20 protein-coding genes are annotated in these 22,161 nt (G+C 74.3%); 7 read left to right on the top strand and 13 right to left on the bottom strand.

From position 1 onward, the window contains the following. Positions 1 to 6: 6 nt before the first annotated feature. The 3 genes from GKE82_RS20420 to GKE82_RS20410 all read right to left on the bottom strand — a co-directional run bounded on the left by GKE82_RS20420 (position 7) and on the right by GKE82_RS20410 (position 3,449). Positions 7 to 2,190, bottom strand: a complete 2,184-nt coding sequence (locus GKE82_RS20420) for a hypothetical protein (RefSeq protein WP_154734580.1) — start codon at positions 2,188 to 2,190, stop codon at positions 7 to 9. Positions 2,191 to 2,195: 5 nt separating this feature from the next. Beyond that, a complete protein-coding gene (locus tag GKE82_RS30990; protein WP_107568865.1) occupies positions 2,196 to 3,002 on the bottom strand; it encodes a rhomboid family intramembrane serine protease in 807 nt (268 codons plus the stop codon). 69 nt (positions 3,003 to 3,071) lie between these two features. Continuing rightward, positions 3,072 to 3,449: a hypothetical protein gene (locus GKE82_RS20410; RefSeq protein ID WP_107568864.1), complete on the bottom strand. Its 378-nt coding sequence runs from the start codon at positions 3,447 to 3,449 to the stop codon at positions 3,072 to 3,074. Positions 3,450 to 3,580: 131 nt separating this feature from the next. Between GKE82_RS20410 and GKE82_RS20405 the strand changes: the two genes are divergently transcribed. Then, positions 3,581 to 4,270, top strand: coding sequence for a response regulator transcription factor (locus GKE82_RS20405; protein ID WP_154734579.1), 690 nt, complete (start codon positions 3,581 to 3,583; stop codon positions 4,268 to 4,270). A 1-nt stretch (position 4,271) separates the two neighbouring features. Further along, positions 4,272 to 5,510 carry an ATP-binding protein gene (locus tag GKE82_RS20400; RefSeq protein WP_154734578.1) on the top strand — a complete coding sequence of 413 codons (1,239 nt, stop codon included), beginning with the start codon at positions 4,272 to 4,274 and terminating at the stop codon, positions 5,508 to 5,510. Here the strand turns inward: GKE82_RS20400 and GKE82_RS20395 are convergent. Then, positions 5,507 to 6,631, bottom strand: coding sequence for a carboxylate-amine ligase (locus tag GKE82_RS20395; protein WP_107568861.1), 1,125 nt, complete (start codon positions 6,629 to 6,631; stop codon positions 5,507 to 5,509). The genes GKE82_RS20400 and GKE82_RS20395 overlap by 4 nt on opposite strands. Before the next feature lie 43 nt (positions 6,632 to 6,674). On the opposite strand from GKE82_RS20395, the gene GKE82_RS20390 reads away from it, so the two are divergent. The 3 genes from GKE82_RS20390 to GKE82_RS20380 all read left to right on the top strand — a co-directional run bounded on the left by GKE82_RS20390 (position 6,675) and on the right by GKE82_RS20380 (position 8,608). Further along, positions 6,675 to 7,742, top strand: a complete 1,068-nt coding sequence (locus GKE82_RS20390) for a class I fructose-bisphosphate aldolase (protein WP_154734577.1) — start codon at positions 6,675 to 6,677, stop codon at positions 7,740 to 7,742. Between the two features lie 108 nt (positions 7,743 to 7,850). After that, positions 7,851 to 8,339: a thermonuclease family protein gene (locus GKE82_RS30985; protein WP_154734576.1), complete on the top strand. Its 489-nt coding sequence runs from the start codon at positions 7,851 to 7,853 to the stop codon at positions 8,337 to 8,339. Positions 8,340 to 8,374: 35 nt separating this feature from the next. Further along, positions 8,375 to 8,608, top strand: a complete 234-nt coding sequence (locus tag GKE82_RS20380; protein WP_146175341.1) for a hypothetical protein — start codon at positions 8,375 to 8,377, stop codon at positions 8,606 to 8,608. Positions 8,609 to 8,624: 16 nt separating this feature from the next. Here the strand turns inward: GKE82_RS20380 and GKE82_RS20375 are convergent, their stop codons facing one another. After that, positions 8,625 to 12,152, bottom strand: a complete 3,528-nt coding sequence (locus GKE82_RS20375) for a hypothetical protein (protein ID WP_154734575.1) — start codon at positions 12,150 to 12,152, stop codon at positions 8,625 to 8,627. 61 nt (positions 12,153 to 12,213) lie between these two features. Continuing rightward, positions 12,214 to 12,453, bottom strand: coding sequence for a carbon storage regulator CsrA (gene csrA / locus GKE82_RS20370; RefSeq protein WP_107568856.1), 240 nt, complete (start codon positions 12,451 to 12,453; stop codon positions 12,214 to 12,216). A 148-nt stretch (positions 12,454 to 12,601) separates the two neighbouring features. Between csrA and GKE82_RS20365 the strand changes: the two genes are divergently transcribed. Beyond that, a complete protein-coding gene (locus tag GKE82_RS20365) occupies positions 12,602 to 13,183 on the top strand; it encodes a hypothetical protein (protein ID WP_154734574.1) in 582 nt (193 codons plus the stop codon). Further along, complete coding sequence (locus GKE82_RS30980; protein WP_154734573.1) at positions 13,180 to 13,953, top strand: GNAT family N-acetyltransferase; 774 nt, start codon at positions 13,180 to 13,182, stop codon at positions 13,951 to 13,953. The genes GKE82_RS20365 and GKE82_RS30980 overlap by 4 nt, the downstream gene beginning before the upstream one ends. A 10-nt stretch (positions 13,954 to 13,963) precedes the next feature. Here the strand turns inward: GKE82_RS30980 and GKE82_RS20355 are convergent, their stop codons facing one another. The 7 genes from GKE82_RS20355 to GKE82_RS20325 form a co-directional block, all read right to left on the bottom strand. Further along, positions 13,964 to 14,296, bottom strand: a complete 333-nt coding sequence (locus tag GKE82_RS20355) for a hypothetical protein (protein ID WP_107568853.1) — start codon at positions 14,294 to 14,296, stop codon at positions 13,964 to 13,966. A 39-nt stretch (positions 14,297 to 14,335) separates the two neighbouring features. Continuing rightward, positions 14,336 to 14,635 carry a septum formation initiator family protein gene (locus GKE82_RS20350; protein WP_154734572.1) on the bottom strand — a complete coding sequence of 100 codons (300 nt, stop codon included), beginning with the start codon at positions 14,633 to 14,635 and terminating at the stop codon, positions 14,336 to 14,338. A 99-nt stretch (positions 14,636 to 14,734) separates the two neighbouring features. Continuing rightward, complete coding sequence (gene eno / locus GKE82_RS20345) at positions 14,735 to 16,012, bottom strand: phosphopyruvate hydratase (protein WP_107568851.1); 1,278 nt, start codon at positions 16,010 to 16,012, stop codon at positions 14,735 to 14,737. A gap of 55 nt (positions 16,013 to 16,067) precedes the next feature. After that, the gene (locus GKE82_RS20340; RefSeq protein WP_230317124.1) at positions 16,068 to 16,850 is read right to left on the bottom strand and encodes a MazG family protein; all 783 of its coding nucleotides are present in this window, start codon (positions 16,848 to 16,850) and stop codon (positions 16,068 to 16,070) included. Between the two features lie 79 nt (positions 16,851 to 16,929). After that, positions 16,930 to 18,108, bottom strand: coding sequence for a peptidyl-prolyl cis-trans isomerase (locus GKE82_RS20335; protein WP_154734570.1), 1,179 nt, complete (start codon positions 18,106 to 18,108; stop codon positions 16,930 to 16,932). Between the two features lie 38 nt (positions 18,109 to 18,146). Further along, positions 18,147 to 21,557, bottom strand: a complete 3,411-nt coding sequence (gene mfd / locus GKE82_RS20330; protein WP_154734569.1) for a transcription-repair coupling factor — start codon at positions 21,555 to 21,557, stop codon at positions 18,147 to 18,149. Positions 21,558 to 21,725: 168 nt separating this feature from the next. Continuing rightward, positions 21,726 to 22,118 carry a hypothetical protein gene (locus GKE82_RS20325; RefSeq protein ID WP_154734568.1) on the bottom strand — a complete coding sequence of 131 codons (393 nt, stop codon included), beginning with the start codon at positions 22,116 to 22,118 and terminating at the stop codon, positions 21,726 to 21,728. Positions 22,119 to 22,161 lie beyond the last annotated feature (43 nt).

The raw sequence follows: 22,161 nt of genomic DNA, 5'->3' as shown, positions 1-22,161 counted from the left end.
CGTCCGTCAGCCTACGTCACCGGGATCGTCGGCCCGGGCGTTCAGCTCGCGCGCGACCTCCACGACCCCGCTCGCGTCGCCGAAGTCCACGGCGATGAGGTTCACGGGGCGGCCGCGCTCCTGCTCGCAGCGGGCGACGCGCTCGCGCAGCGCCGCCGCGGTCGAGGCGCGCCGGTTGGCGGAGAACGGGGGCGGGAAGCGGTCGATCCAGTGGTTGAGCATCAGCAGCGGGCTGTCCTCGTCGCCGCGGTTGGGCGCGCAGGAGAACTCCGACGCCTTGCGGGCGCCCAGCGGCGTGTCCTGCACGAACGAGAACGCCGGGTGGTACCAGTCGTAGGCGCCGCCGTCGCGCTCGGTGAGCACGACGAGCCGGTCGCCGCGGCGCAGCAGCTGGCCGAGCGTCGGCAGCGGCTCGTCGCGGTCGAGCACCGCGAGCGCGTCGAGCAGCCGGGCGCGGCGCAGCGCCCCCGCGACGAGCTGCGGCGAGACGCTCGGCTCGATCAGCAGCACGACGACCTCCCCGCGGTTGGCGGCGAGGAAGTCGCGGACGACGCCGAGCTCGGCGACGAACGACTCCGCCCCGAGCTCGCAGAGGCTGTGGCAGAGGAACACGTCACGGCGGCCCTTGAGGTCGCCGAGGCCGACGCGGCCGCCGAGCCGCTCGGCCGCCCGGACCGCGCCGGGGCTGAGCTGCGCGGCGACGCGGTTGCGGTCCGAGCCGTCGGCCTCGAGGTCGGTCCGCACGCGGGAGCCGTCCCGGATCCCGTGGTGGGGGTCGAGCAGCAGCAGCCGGATGCCGTCCTGCAGCTGGCGGCGGATCCCGGTCCGCTGGTTGGCGAACAGCCAGCCCGGCTCGAGCGCCGCGGAGAACGAGTTGTGGGTGCCGGGGAAGACGACCTCGTCCAGCCGCCGGTCGCACAGCGCCCGCGAGCCGTTGCACCCGGTCGAGGTCGCCTGCTCGGGGGTCGGGGGGCTCAGGGAGGCGCGCTCGGGCGCGGGCCCGTCCCCGCCGACCGCCGCCCCGGCCACGACCGCGCCGAGCAGCAGCACGCCGACCGCCGCGAGCCACGGCAGCGGCCCCGTCCCGCGGCCGCCCGCGCCGCCGGTGCGGGCGGGCTCGTCGCGGGTCAGGCGGTCGGGCAGCAGCGCGGCCAGCTCCCCCACCCCGACGTAGACGAGCGTGCCGCCGAGCAACAGCGCGACCGCCGCCACGACGCCCGCGGGCTGCCACAGCAGCAGGCCGCCGAGCGCCACGAGCGCGACGCCGCGCAGCGTGCGGGCGGGCGCTCCCGCCGGCGTGCCGCCGGCCCGCGCGACGAGCGCGCGCAGCCGCTGCGTGGCGGTCGCGGCGGTCACGCGTCCGGCGGCGAGCGCCGCGGTCATGACCCCGGCGAGGCCGATCGCGACGAGCCAGTCGCGCAGTCCGGCGAAGTAGACGCCCCAGGCGGCGTCGACCGCGGCGCGCACGTCCTCGTCGCGCAGGTCCGACGGGGCGACCGCGCCGGCCCCGAGCCGGGCGCGCCAGACGGTGAGCGCGGCGACGAGCAGCCCGCACGCGACGGCGACGCTGAGGCCGCCGCGCACGAGTGCGGCCCGCCGGTCGCGCGCGACGGCGACGCCCGCGAGCACCAGCAGGAGCCCGAGCGGGGGCAGGACGAGCGCGAGCGTGCGGGCGCGCTCGCCCGCACGCGCGAGGCCCGCCAGCAGGTCCTCGTCGCGCAGCGCGACGACATCGACGTCGACGGTCGCCGGAAGGCTCTCGGCGAGGCCGGGCGCGGCGGCCCTGACCGCTTCGATCGCCAGCGTGCCGGCGTCGGCGACCGCGAAGGAGACGTCGTCGTCGCGGGTGAACAGCAGCCGGTGCGTGTCGCGCGCGGCGACCTCGAAGAGCTCCCCGAACGCCTCGGTGGAGACGAGCGCGTCGACGAGCGGGCGCACGAGCGGGCGGGCGGCGATGAGGTCGGTGCCGCCCTCGTCGACGAGCTGCTGGACGACCTGCCCGGAGACCAGGTCGCGGACCGCCGGCTCGTCGAGGGCGTCGACCGCGTGCGCGACGAAGGCGCGCTGGTCGACGACCTCCTCGCGCAGGTAGGTCGCCAGGACGCCCGCGACGAGCACGACCGCGCCGAGGACCGCGAGGATCCGGGACAGGACCGCGCGGGCGGCGGGACGGCCGGGACCACCGGCCACGGCCGTCAGGCGTCGCGCGGGGCGACGCGGTCGAGCATCAGGCCGACGAGGCCGCCGAGGACGAGTCCGACGGCGGCGGCGATCGGGTTGGCGTCGACGGTCGCGATCGGCATCAGGGCGAGCACGGCGCCGATGACGAACGTGCCGAGCATGTCGGTGTCGTCGTCGTCGTCCCCGGTGCGCTTGCGGGCGCGCAGGACGGGGACCGCCCAGGCGGCGAGCAGGCCGAGCCCGCCGCCGATCGCGCCGAGGGCGATCGGGACGTCCTCGAGCTGAGCGGCGACGGCGGTGCCGCCGATGGCGCAGGCGAGGAACAGGGACACGACGAGGACGGGCCCGTGGCGCAGCTCCAGCCGCCAGCCGTAGAGGCCGACCGCGAGCAACGCGACGAACTGGTACCAGCCGTTCCCGTAGAGGAAGACCGTCGAGGCGAGGCGCCAGTACTCGTCGCCCACGGGGCCGATCACGGCGGTGTCGGTGCGGCCGGCGATCGCCAGGACGATCGCGCCGATCGCCGACAGGACGACGAGCGCGATCGTGGCGGTGGGCCGGCGGAACTCGTCGCCGTGGAAGAGGCCGCCGCTGCGCCGCTCCTTGCGGGGCTTGGGCAGCGACGGCGGCGCGGGGGGCTTGCGGACCTTCGCCGACCGCGGGGCCTTCGGGGGCTTCGCGTCGCCGCTGATGTCCCGCTCGATCTTCGGGGCCCGCTTGCGCAGGCGCTGCCCGCAGTACGGGCACTCCGTGATGTACGGGCTGACCTCCGAGCCGCAGCTCTTGCAGACGACGAACAGATCGGGACCGCCGGTGGACACTGCCCACGAGTCTAGATGCCCCGGACCGTCGGCGGCGACGGCCCGGGGCGGAACCTCCGGTGTGGGCGCTCAGGCGGTGACGGCGCCGTGGTGGCGCGGGGCGCGAAGGGCCGCTGCCGCGATCCCGGCGACCCCGAGCTCGAGGACGACCGAGATCAGGCCGCTGAGCTCCCACTCGCTCTCGTGGAAGCCCGGCAGGCCGACGGTGCGGCTGAGCACGAACCCGACGGCCATGCCGACGGCGACGAGCGCTCCGGCGATCCAGGCGCTCGCGTCGTCGCGCGTCCACAGGCGCGCGCCGATCGCGGCGGCGGTGAGGCCGCCGAGGATGAAGAGGACGCCGATGTAGGCCTGCTCGCCGAGGTACTCGGGGGCGAGGACGAGGTGCAGGACGCCGGTGGCGATGAGGGCGCCGGCGCCGATGCGCCGGGTGGAGTCGGTGATCATGGTGACCTCCGCAGGGGGTGGGGGATGAGGTGGCTCCACCGTAGGCGGGGGCCGGCGAGGGTCCCGGAAGCGTCGGGCAAAGGTTCGGCAAAGACCGTCGGGACGGGCGCGCGGACGCCTAGGATCGGCGTATGGCCCTGGTGCTGCTGGTCGAGGACGACGCCGCGATCGCGGAGCCGCTGACGCGGGCGCTGGAGCGCGAGGGCCACGTCGTCGAGCACGCGGCCGACGGGCTGGCCGGCGCGGCGGCGGGGACGCACGGCCGCCACGAGCTCGTGCTGCTGGACCTCGGGCTGCCGGGGCTCGACGGCCTGGAGGTCTGCCGCCGGATCCGGGTGGCGCGCCCGGACGTGCCGCTGCTGATGCTCACCGCCCGCAGCGAGGAGATCGACGCGGTGGTCGGACTCGACGCGGGCGCCGACGACTACGTGGCCAAGCCGTTCCGGCTGGCGGAGCTGCTCGCGCGGATCCGCGCGCTGCTGCGTCGCGGCGCGCCGCAGGCGGCGCCCGCGCGGGCGCCCGCGGGTGGCGTGCGGGTCGATCCGGCGGCGCGTCGCGCGTGGGTCGGCGAGGAGGAGCTCGCGCTGACCCCGAAGGAGTTCGACCTGCTCGCCTACCTCGTCGCGCGCACCGGGGACGCGGTCCCGCGCCAGCAGATCATGGACGAGGTCTGGGACGTCAACTGGTTCGGGTCGACGAAGACGCTGGACGTGCACGTCGCCGCGTTGCGCCGCAAGCTCGGCGACGACGGGCAGGCCCCCCGCCTGCTCACGACGGTCCGCGGCGTCGGGTTGCGGTTCGAGTCCGACGAGCCCGCCTGACGTGCGCCGCCGCCTGCTCGTCTCGTCGTTCCTCGTCGCCGCGCTGGCCGTGCTCGTGCTCGGCGTGCCGCTGGGGATCGTCGCCACCCGGCTGCTCGGGGCGGAGGCCGACCGGCGGGTCGCGGCGACCGCGGACCGCGTGGCGCGCACGCTCGACGACGACCTCGAGGCGGGCCGCCCGATCGGCGCCCGGCAGCTGCGCGCGCTGGCGGGCGACCACCAGGCGATCGAGGTGGTCGACCGGCGCGGCCGCCGCAGCACCTCGGGCCCGCTGCCGGGTGACGGCCGCCGGGTCACGGTCGAGGCGGCCGACGGTGCGCGCGTGACGGTGCTCGAGGAGGGCGAGGAGACCTCGGAGCGGATCGGCGGCGTGTGGCTGACGATCGTGCTCGCCGCGCTCGTCGGGCTCGGCGGGGCGCTCGCGCTCGCCCGCCGGGAGGCCCGGCGGTTCGCCGCCCCGCTGGAGGACCTCGCCGCGGTGGCGCGCCGGATGGGCGACGGGGACCTCGACGCCCGCGCCCGGCCGTCGGACCTGCCGGAGGTCGACGCGGTGCGGCTGAGCCTCGAGGACGGCGCGGCGCGCCTGGCGGAGATCGTCCAGCGCGAGCGCGCGTTCTCGGCCGCGGCCAGCCACCAGCTGCGCACGCCGCTGACCGCGCTGCGCCTGCGCCTGGAGGACCTCCAGCTGCGCGGCACCACCCCGGAGGTGGAGGCGGAGATCGCGGCGGCGCTGACGCAGGCCGACCGGCTCGAGACGACGATCACCGACCTGCTGGCGATCGCCCGCGAGGGCCGCGCCGCGCGTGCCCAGGACCTGCCGCTGGCGCCGCTGGTGGACGAGGCGCTCGCCGTCCGTGCGGCGGCGTTCGCGGCCGCCGGCCGGACCGCGACGGTGCAGGACGACGCGCCGGGCCTCGTCGCCCGTGTCGACCGCGGCGCGCTGCTGCAGGCGCTCGGGGTGCTGCTCGACAACGCGCTGGCCCACGGCGGCGGCGCGGTCCGGGTGCAGCTGCTGCGCCGCAACGACCGGCCGGTGATCGCCGTCGAGGACCACGGGGACGGCGTGGACGAGCCGACCGCGGCGCGCATCGCCGCCGGGGCGCCGGGGCCGCACGGCTCGGGGCTGGGACTCCCGCTCGCCCGCGCGCTCGTCGAGGCGCAGGGGGGCCGGCTGGTGCTCGCCGTCCCGCGCCCGGCGCGCTTCGAGCTCGTCCTCACCCCGGCGGGCGGGGTGGCCTAGGAGGCCTGGAGGCCCGGGACGGTCGCGTCGACGATCTCCGCCATGACCTCGCGGAGGTCATGGTTGGCCTCGTAGACGACGACCTGGCGGCTGGCGCCGTTGCCGCGCGCGAGCAGGTCCTCGATGCCCTCGAGGTCGTCGGCGGACCCGAGGTCCTGCGCGTGCTCGCGCAGCCGGTCGAGCAGCCGCCGGGCGAGCGCCTTGGTCGGGATCCGCTCGCTGGACGGCAGGTCGACGAGCTCACCGTCGAGGCCGTGGCGGGAGGCCAGCCACTTGTTCTCGTCGAGCATCTGCCACGGGTAGGGCGTGAGCTGCTTGCCGGCGTCGTGATGCTCGGCGAGCTCCTTGACCATCGCCTGGATCAGGGCGGCGAGCGCGAGCGTGTGCTCGACGCGCGTCTGCGCGTCGCAGGCGCGGATCTCGACGGTGCCGAACCGCGCGTGGGGGCGCACGTCGTACCAGAGGTAGGTGTAGTCCTCCATCACCCCGCTGCGGACCATGAAGTCGATCTCGCGGCAGTAGTGGTCCCAGTCGTCGTAGGCCGGGGGGATGCCCACGCGCGGGAAGGCGCGGAAGATCGGGACCCGCGTGCTCATCAGGCCCGAGCGGTCCGCCCGCCAGAACGGCGAGTTGCACGACAGCGCCTGCAGGACCGGGACGTGCACCCGCATGCCGTTGGCGACGTGGATCGCCTTGTCCGGGTCGTCGACCGCGACGTGCACGTGCAGGCCGAAGATCAGCTCCTGCCGGGCGACGAACCGCAGCGCGCTGATGAGGTCGCGGTAGCGGGGCCGCGCGACGATCCGCTGGTCCTCCCACATCGCGAACGGGTGGGTGCCCGCGGACCCGATGAGCAGGTCGTGGGCCGCCGCCGTCCGGGCGACCTGGGCGCGCAGCGCGCGCAGCTGCACCCCGGCCTCGCGCGTGTTCGCGCAGGGCTTGGTGGCGATCTCGAGGACCGACTCCATGAGCTCGGGCTTGATCTCGCCGTCGGCCGCGTCCTCGAGCAGCGACTCGATCGCGTTGACCAGGTCGTAGCTCTCCCGGTCCACGATCATCAGCTCCTCCTCGAGCCCGATCGTGTACTGCGACCCGTTCGCCCTGCGAAACGCGTGGTCCATTCCGCAGCAGCCTACGGGACCCATCGCCGGTATCGTGCGCGCCATGTCCACCTCGCGAATCGAAGAGCTCCTCGGCGACGACGCCGGCCTGCTGACGCACACGTCGACCACGATCGACAAGTCCAAGCTGCACCTGCCCGGTCCCGACTTCATCGATCGCGTCTGGCTGGACAGCGACCGCACCCCGCAGGTCCTGCAGAACCTCTCGTGGCTGCAGCAGTCGGGTCGGCTCTCCGGCACGGGCTACGTGTCGATCCTCCCGGTCGACCAGGGCATCGAGCACTCGGGTGGTGCGAGCTTCGCGCCGAACCCGGACTACTTCGATCCGTCGAACATCGTCGAGCTCGCGATCGAGGGCGGCTGCAACGCGGTCGCGTCGACCGTCGGCGTCCTCGGGGCGACGTCGCGCAAGTACGCGCACAAGATCCCGTTCATCGTGAAGATCAACCACAACGAGTTCCTGGGCTACCCGAACGCGTTCGACCAGATCATGTTCTCGTCGGTGCGCAAGGCCTACGAGCTCGGCGCGGCCGGCGTCGGCGCGACGATCTACTTCGGCTCCGACGAGTCGCGCCGTCAGATCGTCGAGGTCGCCGCGGCCTTCGAGGAGGCGCACCGCCTCGGCATGTTCACGGTCCTGTGGTGCTACCTGCGCAACAGCGGCTTCAAGGTCGACGGGGTCGACTACCACACGGCCGCGGACCTCACGGGCCAGGCCAACCACCTCGGCACGACGATCGAGGCGGACATCATCAAGCAGAAGCTGCCCGAGGTGAACGGCGGCTACACGGCGCTCAACCAGAGCGGCTCGTACGGCAAGACCCACAAGAAGGTCTACGACGAGCTGACGACCGACAACCCGATCGACCTCACCCGCTACCAGCTGGCGAACTGCTACATGGGTCGCGCCGGGCTGATCAACTCCGGTGGCGCGTCCTCGGGCGCGACCGACCTCGCCGAGGCGGTCCGCACCGCGGTCATCAACAAGCGCGCGGGCGGCACGGGCCTGATCTCCGGCCGCAAGGCGTTCCAGCGTCCGCGCGCCGAGGGCGTCGAGCTGCTGCACGCGATCCAGGACGTGTACCTGGACGACGCGATCACGATCGCGTAGCGCCCGGCGTCACCGCCGACACGCACTTCGTCACGGGGCGGCCACGGGCCGCCCCGTCTCGTGTCACGGACCGGGCCGCGGGCCGCCGGCGGCCCTAGCGTCGGGGTCGTGTCCCGCGCCACCCTCCTGCCCCTGCTGCTGCTCGTCGCCGTGCTCGCCGGCGCCGCGGGCGCGCAGCTCGCCCCGCGCGGCCCGGACGCCGCGGCGGGCTGGCAGCGCACACGGGTGGAGCGCGTGGTCGACGGGGACACCGTCGTGCTGCGCGGCCTGGGTCCCGCGCGGCTGATCGGCGTCGACACGCCCGAGACGCACGGCGGCGTCGAGTGCTTCGGGCCGGCGGCGGCCGCGTTCACGACGCGGTCGCTGCGGGGCCGCGCGGTGCTGGTGCGCGCCGGCGTCGAGCCGCGGGACCGCTACGGCCGCGCCCTGGTCTACCTGCGCCGCCCGGGCACCGTCCTGTTCAACGGCGAGCTGCTGCGCCGGGGGTACGCGCGGCGGCTGCGGATCCCGCCGAACGTCGCGTTCGACGGCCGCTTCGACGCGCTCCTCGCGGCCGCCAGACGAGCGGCCGCGGGGCTGTGGGGTCGGTGTCCATAACCGGTTCTGAGCTAGGCTATGGAGCGTCCATGCGCATGCGACAGACCATCGCGGACCTCGAGCGGCAGTTCTTCGAGGAGGCCGAAGCGGACCGTCAGCGCCGTGAGGCGCTAGCCCGGAGCACGGAGATCCGTGCCCGTCGCCGTGAGGTCGACCGCATCCACCGCAACGGCAAGCTGCGCTTCGTGAGCCTCTGCCTCGTGCTGTTCGCGACCGCCGCCCTGGTGACGGTCGCGATGTTCGAGACGCTCTACCTCGTGATGGGCTGAGTCCGCGGGCGGCGCGTCAGCGCCGCCGCTGCGTGCGGGGAGCGCGCTGCGAGCCCCGCACGGTCAGCGAGCCCGACCGCGTGCCGCTGCGCACGCCCGCGGTGCTGATCGCGACGACGGTCACCCGCAGCGGGCCGGGGGCGTCGAGGCTCCGTGCCGGGGCGGGCAGCCGTGCGGTGCTCCGACCGGGCGGGACGACCGCGGAGGCGCGCGCACCGTCTCCGTAGCGGCCGGTGACGATCAGCCGCGTCGCCGGTCCCCGGCCGCGCGTGACGCGCACCTGGACCGCCGTCCCGGCACGGCGCACGCGCACGCGCCGCGGCGTCGCCGGACCGCGCGGCGTGGGCTGCATGAAGCTCGCGATGACCTTCTCCTGCAGCACGAAGCCGTCGCCGCTGCTGACGCGCGCGACGATCTGGTGACGTCCGGCGACGAGCGCGTTGGGCGTGAAGGACACCGTGCCGCCCCGGCCCCCGGCCTTCAGCGGCACGTCGCCGGTGCGGGTGCGCTCGACGAGCGCCACGGTCGCGTCGGCGTTGCCGCGCACCCGGAAGGACACGGTCCGCCGGCTGCCGCGGGCCCGGGAGACGCTGCCGGTGACCGTCGGCGCGGGCGCGGGGACGCTGGCCTGGACGCCGGTGAGCGCGGGCGTCCCCGGGCGTGGCACGACGCGGTAGAGCCCCGGGGCGGCCTGGTTGATCTGGATCGTCGTGGCGTGGACGGTCTCCGAGGAGCCGACCTCGACGAACGCCGCGTCCAGCGGCACGGGGACGCCGGCGGGGTCGAGCACGTCGACCTGCGGCGCCCCCGTCGCGGACTGGACGTCGATCGACACCGACCTGGCCCCGGCGGGCACGGTCAGTCCGCCGCCCGCCTGCCGCAGCGCGGTGCGGCTGATCAGGCCGACGGAGATGTCGTCGTAGAAGCAGGTCGGTCCGGCGTGCTTGCGGATCGGGCCGCCCCACCGGTAGGTGACGGTGTACGCCTCGTCGTCGAAGGAGGCGCAGCCGGCGATGCCGCGGCTGGAGACGTAGCCCTCGGGCAGGTCCTTGCACGCACCGACGACGAAGATCCCGATGCAGACCTCGCCTTGGCCCTTGCCCTCGAAGCCGGCGGCGGAGACCCCGGCCCGGACCTTCGCGCCGACGTAGAGGAAGTTCTTGTCGATCGCGCCGACCTCGAGGTCGGCGAGCACGACGCCGTCGGAGCCCGCCCGCAGCGAGGCGTTCGCGACGTCGAACAGCCCGAGGACCGCGAGGCTGCCGCGGACCTGGACCACGAACGGGTTCGCGAACGTCAGCGCGATCGTGCCGTCGAGGTCCAGCAGGTAGCGGCCCGGCGAGACCGGGACGGCGCCGACGCCCACACCCCCGTTGACGACGAGCGGGCGGTTGTTGCGGTTGACCTCGAGCCCCGCGGCGACCCGGTGCAGGAACACCGGCGGGCTGGGGAACAGCTGCACCCCGGGGAAGGGCAGGTCGTAGGTGGCGGTCGCGGCGAACGAGGTGCCGTCGAACTGCGCCTGCAGGGCGAGCCGCGCGCCGCCGGGGATCGTGACCGCGCCGGTGCCCGACCAGCGGTTCCCGTCGCGGGTCCAGGTGACGTCGAGCCCCTCGACGACGACCGGGCCGAGCGGCAGCGTCCCCTGGCGGATGCGCAGCGTGTCGAGCCGCAGGCCGCCCGTCGGGGTGACGACGAGGTCGGCGTGGCCGGTCAGCCCGAAGAACTGGGGACCGAGGTCGACGTCGACGGGGATCGAGACGCCGAAGCCCGCGGTCGCGAGCGGCGCGAGCGCGTTGGCGACCCGGAACCCGCGGACCTGCGTCGGGAACTTCGGGAGGTCCAGGACGGGCTGGCCGACCTTGGCGGTCAGCTTCTGCTTGAGCTGGCCCTGGAAGATGCGGATGTCGCCGGCCTCGTTGCCGGGGATGTCGACCGTGACGGTCCCGGTGGAGTACAGCGTCACGGACTTCGCGGCGCGGTCGGTGCGCAGCACGATCTGCGATCCGCCCAGCGGCGTGATGCGCAGCCCGTTGTAGAGCACGGGACCGTTGGAGACCGAGGAGCCCTTGTCGGCGCCGATCCCCGGCAGGAAGCAGCCGACGCCGTCGGCCGTCGTGACCTGGACGGCGGCGACCGCGATCCGCTGGCACTCGCGCGTGACGCCGCCGTCGCCGGTGGCGCTCCCCGCCCCCGGGGTGGTCCCGGGCAGGCCGGGGGCGGTCAGGCGGCCCTGTGGCCCGAACGTCGCCGCGCGCACCTCGCCGTCGGTCTCGCCGCTCTGCCAGACCGCGACGCCGCCGCCGTCCGGCGCGGCCGCGACGTCCGGGAGGAAGACCCCCTCGCTCGCCGCCGTGAGGCGCTCCGGGGCGGTGAAGCTGCGCCCGTCGGGGCTGCGCCGGACGTAGAGGCCGTTCGCGCTCACCGGATCGCCGACGTCCTTGTAGGCGGTGACGAGCTGCGCGCCCGGCGCCGCGCCCGCGGTGGTCGCGATCGGCTCCTGCGCGCTGTCGGCGGTCAGGGCGACCGGCGCCCCTCCCCCGTCCAGCGGCGTCGCGACGACGCGCTCGTTCAGCGCGGCGGTGGCGCCGCCCAGCGCGAAGGCGGTCAGCCCGGCGGGTCCGGCGCCGAGCCCGGTGAGCGCGGTGCCCGGCACGCGCTGCGGGGCGGAGAAGCTCTCGGGGCCGGACGGGCGTGTGGCCGCCGCGGCGCGCTGGACGGCGGCGCCGCCCGCGCTCGGGTAGCCGACGGCGATGCCGCCGCCCGGCAGCGGGGCGAGGACCCCGGCGGTCGCGGTCGGGAAAACGATGCGGTCGGTGGAGAAGCTGCCGCCCTGCAGCGACGTGAACGCGACGCTGCCGCCGCCCGCCAGCGACCCGCCGGTCGCGCCGAGCAGGCCGATGAGCGGGTTGTCGCCCGGCCCGAACTGGACGGGCCGCGTCGCCAGGGCCAGGTCGGCGGCGACCGGCAGGCCGCCGCTGAAGGTGGCGCCGCCGTCGGTGGAGGCGAACGCGATCGTCGTGGTCGTGGAGTCCCCGGCCGGGGTCGCGTACGTCGTGACGGACCGCGTGCTGAGGACGAACAGCTGGTCGCCGAGCACGAGCGGGTAGGCGCCGCCGCCGGCGTCCTGGTTGAAGGCGGGGTCGTCGCCGGGCCCGTAGGCGGCCTTCTGCGGGCGCAGGACGCGGCTGCCGGGCGGGTTGTCGCACGCGGTCGCCCCGCGCGGCAGGCGGCAGAAGCCGATGCCGCCCTCGGTGCCGCTCGTCGGGTCGGTCGCCAGCAGCCAGGTGACGTACGCGGTGCCGGCGTCGTCGACGGCGACGTGCGGGGTCGGGCGCCCGACGGCGTCGGCGAGCTTCAGCGACGGGCGGACGGGGCGTGCCGGGGTCGTGCCCGTGGGCGTCCCGGTGCGGACCTTCTTGGCGGGCCCGGTGAACGCCGGGGTGCTCGCGACCCGTGGTTTCGCCGTGACCACCGCCGGCCCGGCGGCCGACACGGCGACGCTCGTCGCGACGGCGACGAGCAGGATTCGGGTTGTGCGCACCCCCGACCCTAGGGATGTGCGACACGATGTGCCACCTGCGCGCCGCGGACGGCGCGGTCGCTCAGCTCTCGCCGAGCTTGCTGAGGGCGTCGTCGACCTCGGCGCGGAACGACTGACCGGCCCCCGCCTCGATCGCGCGCTCCTCCTGGATCTCCAGGTAGACCTCCTTGCGGAACACCGGGATGTCCCGCGGCGCCTGGATGCCGATGCGGACCTTCTCGCCCATGATCGACAGGACGGACACCTCGATGTCGTCGCCGATCATGATGCTCTGGTTGGACTTGCGTGTCAGTACGAGCATGACGCTCTGTGGCCTCCGTGGTTCCCCTGCCGGTGCCGCGCACTTTGCCAGGCTCGCCGAAGCGCCGCAACCCGGTGTACGCAGCGATTCTCCAGAAGAGCCGCCACCCGGGCTCCTGACGTGGCCTTCCGATAGGTTGTCCGCGACTATGGCACGCCGATCGCTCCGTCCGCAGCTCAACCAGATCCGCACGTGGGTGCAGCAGGGCCGTACCGACGCGTGGATCGCCCACCAGCTCGAGGTCACGGTCCAGCAGATCGCCGCGTTCAAGCGCGACAACGACCTCGCCCCGGCCGAGCCCGCCCCCGAGACCGAGGGCGCCGACATCCTCGAGGACGAGTTCGATCTGCGCGCGCAGGACGACGCGCGCATCGCCGAGGAGCTGGAGGCCGCCGAGGCCGAGCGGCTCAAGCGCGAGGCGGAGGAGGCCGAGCGCGCCGCCGAGGAGGCCAAGCGCAAGGCCGAGGCCGGCGACGAGGACGACGAGGACGACAAGCCCGCGCGTCGTCGCGGCCGTCGCGGTGGCCGCGGCCGCCGGCGCGGGGCGTCGACCGGCCCGTACGAGGGCACGTTCGACCACGGCGACGAGGGCTACGGCCTGTGGCTCGATCCCAGCGTGCAGGACAACGCGGTGTACGCCGAGCACTGGGCCGGGCACCGCGCGATCGAGGTCACCGTCGAGGAGGACCAGATCGTCATCCGCCGCGTCGGCGGCGACACCGAGGAGTGAGCGCGGCGGCGGACGCCGCCGCCCGGGCCCTGGACGCGGTCCGCGCCCTCACGATCGGCGGCGCCGCACAGGCGCTCCCCCACCCGCGCGGCACGCTGCTGCGCAGCCCTGACGAGCCGCGGGCGTTCGTCGCCAACCAGCTGCTGCTGGACCGCAGCGCCGACCTCGACGCCCGCGGGCTGATCGCGGTCCTCGACGAGGCGCTGGACGGCTTCGGGCATCGCCGCGCGGTGATCACCGACGACGCGGAGGGCGCGCGCCTGCACGCGGCGCTGCTCCCCCACGGCTGGGGCGGCGGGGCCCAGGTCGTGATGGTGCTCGCGCCCGATGCGCCGCCGGCCGCGATCGGCGTCGCCGACGTGCCGGTCGCTCCGGAGGCCCGCGTCCGGGCGGTCGGGCTGCGCTCCGACGTCGCGTCGGGGCTCGAGCCCGCGGTCGCCGAGCAGCTCGCGCGCGTCCGGGCCCGCGAGCGCGCCGCCCGGGGCGCCCGGGGCGTCGTCGTCGCGGTCGACGGGCAGGACGCCGCCCACGCCACGCTGCACCGCACCGGTCCGGTCTTCCAGATCGAGGACGTCGTGACGCTCCCGCCGTACCGCGGCCGTGGCCTCGCCCGCCGCGTCATCGCCTCGTGCGTTCGGGAGGCCCGCGCGCAGGGGGCCGAGCTCGTCGTGATCGTCGCCGACGCCGACGACTCCCCGCGCGAGCTCTACGCGCGGATGGGGTTCGCCCCGGTCGCCCAGCTCTGGGTCGTGCAGCGCGAGGTGCTGTAACCCCGGCGCGTCAGTCGGCGTCGAGGTCGAGCCGCCGGCCGCCCGCGTAGTCGCTGGCCTCGCGCACGTAGCGGTGGAAGGCGGCGTCGGCGACGAGCCGCTGCTCCCACGCCCACGGCGCGCCCGGCGCGGTCGCGACCGCGAGATCGAGCACCCAGGAGGTGCCCCGGTCGTAGAGGTCGACGAGCTCCTCGGTGGTGAACGAGGACCCCAGGCGGCGGCGCAGCTCCTGCACCGTGCGCTCGACGACGCGCTCGGCGGCGATCTGCTGCGCGTCCTCGAGCTGGTCGATCCGGCGCTGTCCCTCGCGCCACTGCTGCACGGCGGTCTCGAACGTCGACATCCGTCCCGACGCTAGCACCCGCGCACCGCGGGCCCCGGACTACTCCGACGGCAGGCCGCGCAGCACGTAGGAGCGCTCGCCGGGCCGGACCATGCCGAGCTTGCGGGCCTCCTGCTCGAGCGCCCCGCGGTCCTTCAGCGCCGCGCGGCGGGCGCGCAGCTCGCGGTTCTCCTTGCGCAGCCCCGCGACGTCCTGGCGCTTCTGCGCGGCCTCGCCGCGCGTGGTGACGTAGGAGTGCAGCGGCCCGACGTACAGCGCGAGCACCCCGACGGTGACGACGAGGAAGGCGAGACGCGAGACGCGGTCGAGGCGGATTCCCGGGCGGCGGTGGGAGCTCACACCGCGAAGGTTCGCCCCCGACCCGACGGTTCCTGCCCGCTGGACGGACGTGCAACGCGGCCACCACGCACCGGGTGGCCGCGTGCCGCGGCCCGGACGCTAGGAGCGGAAGACCGAGCGGCCCGGGTACGTGGCGGCGGCGCCGAGGGCCTCCTCGATGCGCAGCAGCTGGTTGTACTTCGCGACGCGGTCCGAGCGGGACGGGGCACCGGTCTTGATCTGGCCGCAGCCGGTGGCGACGGCGAGGTCGGCGATCGTGACGTCCTCGGTCTCGCCCGAGCGGTGCGACATGACCGCGGTGTACCCGGCCTCGGTGGCGATGCGGATCGCCTCCAGCGTCTCGGTCAGCGTGCCGATCTGGTTGACCTTGATGAGGATCGAGTTGCCGACGCCGGCCTCGATGCCGCGCGTCAGGCGCGCCGGGTTCGTGACGAAGAGGTCGTCGCCGACGAGCTGGACCGTGTCGCCGACGAGGTCGGTCAGGACCTTCCAGCCGTCCCAGTCCTCCTCGTTCATGCCGTCCTCGATCGAGAGGATCGGGTACTTGCCCGCCATCTCGGCCCAGTACTCGGCGAGCTGCTGCGCGGTGAGCTTGCGGCCCTCGTGCTCGAGGTCGTAGAGGCCGTCGTCGCCGTGGATCTCGCTGGTGGCGGGGTCCAGGGCGATCGCGACGTCGGTGCCCGGGGTGTAGCCCGCGGCCTCGATGCCGTCGACGAGGACCTGCAGCGCCTCCTCGTTGGAGCCGAGGTTCGGCGCGAAGCCGCCCTCGTCGCCGACCGCGGTCGCGAGGCCGCGCTGGTGCAGGATCTTCTTGAGGCTGTGGAAGACCTCGGCGCCGGTGCGCAGGCCCTCCGAGAACGAGGCCGCGCCGCACGGGACGACCATGAACTCCTGGAAGTCGACCGAGTTGTCGGCGTGCGCGCCGCCGTTGAGCACGTTCATCATCGGGACCGGCAGGACGTTCGCCGACGGGCCGCCGAGGTGCCGCCAGAGCGGCTCGCCGGCCTCGGCCGCGGCCGCGTGCGCGGCGGCGAGCGACACGCCGAGGATCGCGTTGGCGCCCAGGCGCGACTTGTTCGGGGTGCCGTCGAGCTCGATCAGCGCGCCGTCGAGGCCCGCCTGGTCGCCACCGTCGCGGCCGGTGATCGCGCCGGCGATCTCGCCGTTGACGTTGGCGACCGCGTTCGTGACGCCCTTGCCGAGGTAGGCGTCGCCGCCGTCGCGCAGCTCGGTCGCCTCGAACTCGCCGGTGGAGGCGCCGGACGGGACCGCGGCGCGGCCGTGCGCGCCGGACGCGAGCGTCAGCTCGACCTCCACGGTCGGGTTGCCGCGGCTGTCGAGGATCTGGCGGGCGTGGACGGACTGGATCGCGCTCATGGCCCGGGATTCTCGCGCGCCCGCGCGCGACGTGTCGTGCGGGTGGCGGCGCGGCTCAGCCGTGCTCGCGCAGGCGTGCCTGCGCGTAGTGCTGCAGCTGCCGGTCGGGCGTCAGCGACGCCCACTCCTCGCCGGCGGCGGTCGCCTGCGCCTCGGCGGCCTCGATCCGGCCGCGGAAGCGCTCGGCGGCGGCCCGCAGCGCGAGCTCCGGGTCGACCTTCAGCTTGCGCGCGACGTTCACCGCCGCGAAGAGCACGTCGCCGACCTCGTGGAAGAGCGCGTCGCGGGCCGGACCCGTCGGCGAGAGGTCCCCGTCGGCCTGCTCGACGGCCTCGGCGAGCTCCTGCAGCTCGCCCGCGACCGCCTCCAGCGGGACGCCGTCGAAGTCGAAGCCGGTGGAGGCGGTGCGGCGCTGCACCTTGCGGGCGTAGAGCGTGCCCGGCAGGTTCTCCGGGACCTCCCCGAAGATCCCCGGTGCGCGGCCCGCCTCGGACTTCTTGATCTCGTCCCAGTTGGCGAGGACCTCGCCCGCGGTCGAGGCCTGCACGGTGCCGTCGGGCCCGGCGATCGCCGAGTCCGGGTCGGGGTAGACGTGCGGATGGCGGCGGATGAGCTTCTGCCGGCACGCCTCCGCGACGTCGGCGAGCGACGCGACCCCGCGCTCCTCCAGCAGGAGCGACAGGAAGTGGACCTGGAAGAGGACGTCGCCGAGCTCGTCGACCTGCTTGGCGTCGTCGCTCGCGTTCGCGGCGTCGGCGAGCTCGAACGCCTCCTCGACCGTGTGCGGCACGATCGAGCGGGCGTCCTGCTCGCGGTCCCACGGACACGCGACCCGCAGTTCGCGGGTCAGCGCGTCGAGCCGGCCGAGGGCCTCCTGGATCTCCTGGGGGAGGCCACCCGGCCGGGGCGTCCGCCGGCTAGTTGGCGGGCGTCGTGGCGACGCCCTGCTGGCCGGTGTTCGTCTTGGGCTTCGGGGCGTTCTTGCAGTCCTGGATCACGAAGCCGTCGCGGCAGTCGGTCTTGCCCTTCCACTTGTCGCGGAAGTCCTTGACGAAGTCGTCGAGCGCCTTCTGCTGGTTCTGGGAGGCCAGCAGCTGCTTGATCGTCTCCTTCGCCTGGGCGAGCGTCTGCTGCGAGGCCTTGGTGACCTTCTGGACGCGGAAGACGTAGAAGCCGAACTGCGTCTTGACGGGGCCCTCGAGCGCGCCGGTCTTGGCCGAGAAGATCGCGTCGTCGAACGCCTTCTCCTGCTGGCCCTTGGCGACCGCGAGCAGCACGCCGCCCTGGTCCTTGGAGGCCTGGTCGATCGAGAACTTCTTCGCGACCGTCTTGAACGACTGGCCGGAGGCGATCGCCGCGCGGGCCTCGTTCGCCTTCGCCTCGGTCTTCGTCAGGACGATCCGCAGGTCACGCCGCTCGGGCTGCGCGAAGCGCGCCTTGTTCTTGGCGTAGTAGTCGGAGATCTCCTTGTCGGTGACCTTGTCCTTGCCCTTGGTGACGCTCTCGCGCAGCTTGTTGGAGAGCGTGTCGAGCTCGACGCGGAACAGCAGGTCGTCCATGGTCATGCCGGACGACTTCAGGAAGTTCTGGAAGTCCTTCTCCTTCGGGAACGACTGCTTCTTCGTCGTCTCGAACTGCTTCTTGACCTCGGCGTCGGAGACCTTGACGTCGCGGTCCTTGGCCTCGCCCTGGATCCACTCCGAGGAGATCAGGAACTGCAGCACCTGGTCGCGCAGGCCCTCGTACTCCTGCTTGCACTGCGTCTTGAACTGCGCGGCGGTGGGCTTCGGCTGCCCCTTGGCCGGCTTGGGCGCCTCCTTGGTCTTCTTCGCGATGCACGCGGTGAAGTCCGGGGGCTGCGGGATCGACACGGCAGGCTTCTTGCCCTGGGCGGCCAGCTGCGGGTTCGCGGCGCCCTGCGAGGAGATCGCGGCGACCTCCATCCAGTGGTTGAAGTTCGTCTTGGAGATCGACGCGTCCCCGACCTTCGCGACGGCGTTGCCGGGGACGGCGTCGTCCCCGCAGGCGGCGAGGGCGAAGGCCGACAGCGCGATGGCCGCGGGCGCGGCGATGAGACGGGCCTTGACAGAGCTCATGTGGCGCGCATGGTAGCCCCTACGCCGTCACGCCCGCGTCACCCCCGCGTCACCGCCAGGAGGTCGTCCGCCGCCTTCAGCACGGCGGGGAACCGCTCGGCGGGGGCGGTCGGCACCCGGAAGCTGACCTGGGAGCGGCCCGGCTCGATCTTCACGTCGTCGGCGCGCTCGCGCAGCTGGGCCTGCTGGTCGTCCTCGAGGTCGATCGGCGTGACGGTCAGCAGGCCACCGCGGAACGACACGTTGCGCGCGCCCGCCTGTCCGAGCTTCACGCGCGCGATCTGCAGCGCGATGAGGTTCGACAGCGGCTCGGGCACCTCGCCGAAGCGGTCGGCGAGCTCGTCCTGGAGCATGCCGAGGTCCGCGACCTCGCGCGCGCCGGCGATCCGCCGGTGCACGTCGATCTTCGCCTGCTCGTAGGGGATGTAGTTCGCGGGGATGTACGCGTCGACGCTGACGTCGAGGCGCACGGGCTCGAACGCGTCGTCCGGGTCGCCGCCGCCCGCGGCCTCGACGGCCTCCTCGAGCATCGACATGTAGAGCTCGAAGCCGAGCGCCGCGACGTGACCGGACTGCTCGTCGCCGAGCAGGTTGCCGGCGCCGCGCAGCTCGAGGTCGCGCATCGCGACCTTGAAGCCGGCGCCGAGCTCGGTGTAGTCGGAGAGGGCGCTGAGGCGCTTGGTCGCCTCCTCGGTCAGCGCGGCGGCCGCCGGGTACAGGAGGTAGGCGTAGGCGCGCTGGCTGGAGCGTCCGACGCGCCCGCGGATCTGGTAGAGCTGCGACAGGCCGAACATGTCGGCCCGCTCGACGATCAGCGTGTTGGCCTGCGGGATGTCGATGCCGCTCTCGATGATGCTCGTGGCGACGAGGACGTCCGCCTCGCCGCGCAGGAACGAGACCATGCGCCGCTCGAGCTCCTGCTCGTCGAGCTGCCCGTGCGCGACCTCGAAGGTCATGCCGGGGCACAGGCCGCGCAGCCGCTCGGCGGTCTCGTCGATCGTCTCGACGCGGTTGTGCAGGAAGAACGCCTGGCCGCCGCGGTCCTTCTCGCGCGTGAGCGCCTGCTTGACGAGCTCCTCGTCGTACTCGCCCACGTAGGTCTTGACCGGACGCCGTCCCTCCGGCGGCGTCTCGATGACGGTGATGTCGCGCAGGCCCGCCAGCGACATCTGCAGCGTCCGCGGGATCGGCGTCGCGCTCATCGCGATGACGTCGACCTTGAGCTTCAGCTGGCGCAGCAGCTCCTTCTGCTTGACCCCGAAGCGCTGCTCCTCGTCGACGACGAGCAGGCCGAGGTCCTTGCCGCGGACGTCGCGGCCGAGCAGGCGGTGCGTGCCGATGAGGACGTCGACGCGGCCCTCGTTGAACCCGGCGATCGCCTCCTTCTGCTCGGCCGGGGTGCGGAAGCGGCTGACGTGCGCGACGGTGAACGGGTAGTCCTTCATGCGCTCGGCGAAGCTGCCGTAGTGCTGCTGGGCGAGGATCGTCGTCGGGGCGAGCATGAGGACCTGCTTGCCGTCGTCGGCGCACTTGAACGCGGCGCGCAACGCGACCTCGGTCTTGCCGTAGCCGACGTCGCCGCAGATCAGGCGGTCCATCGGCCGCGGCGCCTCCATGTCGCCCTTGACCGCCTCGATCGCGTCCTTCTGGTCGGCGGTCTCGGTCCAGGGGAACTTGTCCTCGAACTCGCGCATCCACTGCGAGTCCTCGGGGAACGCGTGCCCGGTGCGGCGGCGGCGCTCGGCGTAGAGGTTCAGCAGCTCGCCCGCGAGCTCCTGCGCGGCGCGGCGGGCGCGCGACTTCAGCGTCTCCCAGCTCTTGCCGCCGAGCTTGGACAGCGGCGGGTGGCTGCCGCCCGCGCCGACGTAGCGGCTGATCTTGGCGAGCTGGTCGACGGGGAGGAAGACCTTGTCGCTGCCGGCGTACTCGAGCTCGAGGTAGTCGCGGGTGACCCCGGCGACCGTCTTGGTGTCGAAGCCGGCGAAGCGGGCGAGGCCGTGGTCCTCGTGCACGACGATGTCGCCGGTGCGCAGGTCCGCGAACGAACGCAGCGCGCCGCGCTTGACGATCCCCTTGCCGCCGCCGCGGGCGGCGTCCTCGCGCTGCTGCTTGCGCCGGCGGAACAGCCGGTGGTCGGGGATGACGGCGAGGTTGATCCCGGGGGCGACGAACCCGTCGCGCAGGCGGGCCTGCACGAAGTGCACGGTCGGGGCCCGCTCGGCGCCGGTGTCGCCGCGGTCGCGCAGGTCGGTGTCGCCGGGCACGATCCACTCGGCCTTCAGCCGCGCGAAGTTGTAGGCGGAGCGCTCGCCGTCGCCACGCCGCGGGAACGCCACGACGGTCCGGTAGCCGGAGCGCACGAGCTTCTCGAGCTCGGGCTCGGCCTCCTTGAGCGTGCGCGCCGCGGTGTCCGCGGCCTGGGCGCGGAACTCCATGTCGTGGTCGGTGCTGATGCTCGACAGGCGCACGTGGGCGCGCTGGGCGAGCGTCGCGACGATCGGGTCGGGCGCGACGTAGAGGTGGTGGGCGTCGGTGTCGTGGAAGGCGGCGCAGACGTCCTGCCAGTGGTCGGCGAGCGCCGGCGCGACCTCCTCCTCGGCGGCGAGCAGCACGACGGTGTCCTGCGGGGCGAGGTCGAGGAAGGCGTGGAAGCGGTCGACGGGCAGCAGCTGCGCGATGTCGGGCCGCTCGTCGCCGTCCAGGACGGTCGCGGTCTCGGCGTCGGCGCGGTGCTCGGCGGCGAGCTCGGCGGCGGGGGCGATCTCGATCTCGGTGAGGTCGTCGAGGCTGCGCTGGGTGAAGGTGCTGAAGCCGCGCAGGGACTCGATCTCGATGTCGAAGAGGTCGACGCGCACCGCCCGGTCCTCGGTCGCCGGGTAGACGTCGAGGATGCCGCCGCGGACCGCGAACTGGCCGCGGTCGTCGACCTGGTCGACCCGCTCGTAGCCGGCGTCGACGAGGTCCTGCGCGAGCTCGTCGAGGTCGACGAGGTCGCCGACGCGGAGCGTGAAGCTCGTCGGCCGCAGCGCCGGATCCGGGACCTTCTCGCTGAGCGCGACCGCGCTGACGACCACGACGGGCGGCTCGGCGTCGGCGTCCGGGTCCCAGGAGACGAGCGCGTCCATCGCGGCGACCCGCAGGCCCACGAGGTGCGCGGGCGGGGCGAGGTGCGACTCGTACGCGACGCCGCGCGAGGGGCAGAACCGCACCGGGCGCGGGTGCAGCCACGCGCGCAGGTCGGCGGCGAGCTCCTTGGCCTGCCGGTCGTCCCCGGCGACGACGACCGCGGGCCGGCCGGCGGCGGCCGACCCGTCGACCCCGTCGAGCAGGCCGGCGAGCAGGTACGGGCGCAGCGACTGCGAGACGAACGCGCTGCCGCCCGCGCCGGCGAGCCGCACCGCGTCGTCGGAGGTGTTCAGGTGGTGCAGGAGGGGGCGAAGCGACGACATGCTCTTCTCGGCGGCGGGGGACGCAGGACGGCCGCGCGAGGGGTCGCGCGGCCGGGCGCCCCACCTTAGCGAGCGGCGAACCTCCGTTCGGGTGCGGGCGCGCCGGGACGCCGGGAGTTCTTCGCGCGCGTTCCCGGGATCCGCCCGTCCCAATCGCGGATCGACGACCTATGGCGCAGTTGTGGGCACCGAGCGCATCGGCGCCGAAGACACGTTCACCGACGGCCACGCTGCGTAGTAGCAGGGAGATCCCCACCAGGAAGGACACCCCATGTCGGACGTCAACACCCACCTCTTCGACACGATCGACCGCCAGAACCGCGAGCTGCCCGCCTCCACGCGCCGCCAGCTCGTCAAGGGCACGGCGGCGGCGATGGGCACGATGGGCCTGCTCGGCTTCGCGACCAGCCGCGACGCCGACGCCGCGGTCCGCACCGGCGAGGCCAACAACATCGAGACGATCGCGGCCGTCGCCGCGACCGCCGAGGTGCTCGCGACGATCGTCAACACGGTCGGCGTCGAGAAGCTCGGCTCGCGGATGGACGCGACGACGCGGCGCAACGTGGCCGCGGCCGCGCAGCAGGAGAAGAACCACTACGAGCTG

Source organism: Conexibacter sp. W3-3-2, from assembly GCF_009707605.1.
Lineage (GTDB): Bacteria > Actinomycetota > Thermoleophilia > Solirubrobacterales > Solirubrobacteraceae > Paraconexibacter > Paraconexibacter algicola.
Note: the sequence above shows the minus strand (reverse complement) of the source record. Positions and strands in the feature narration are given on the sequence as shown.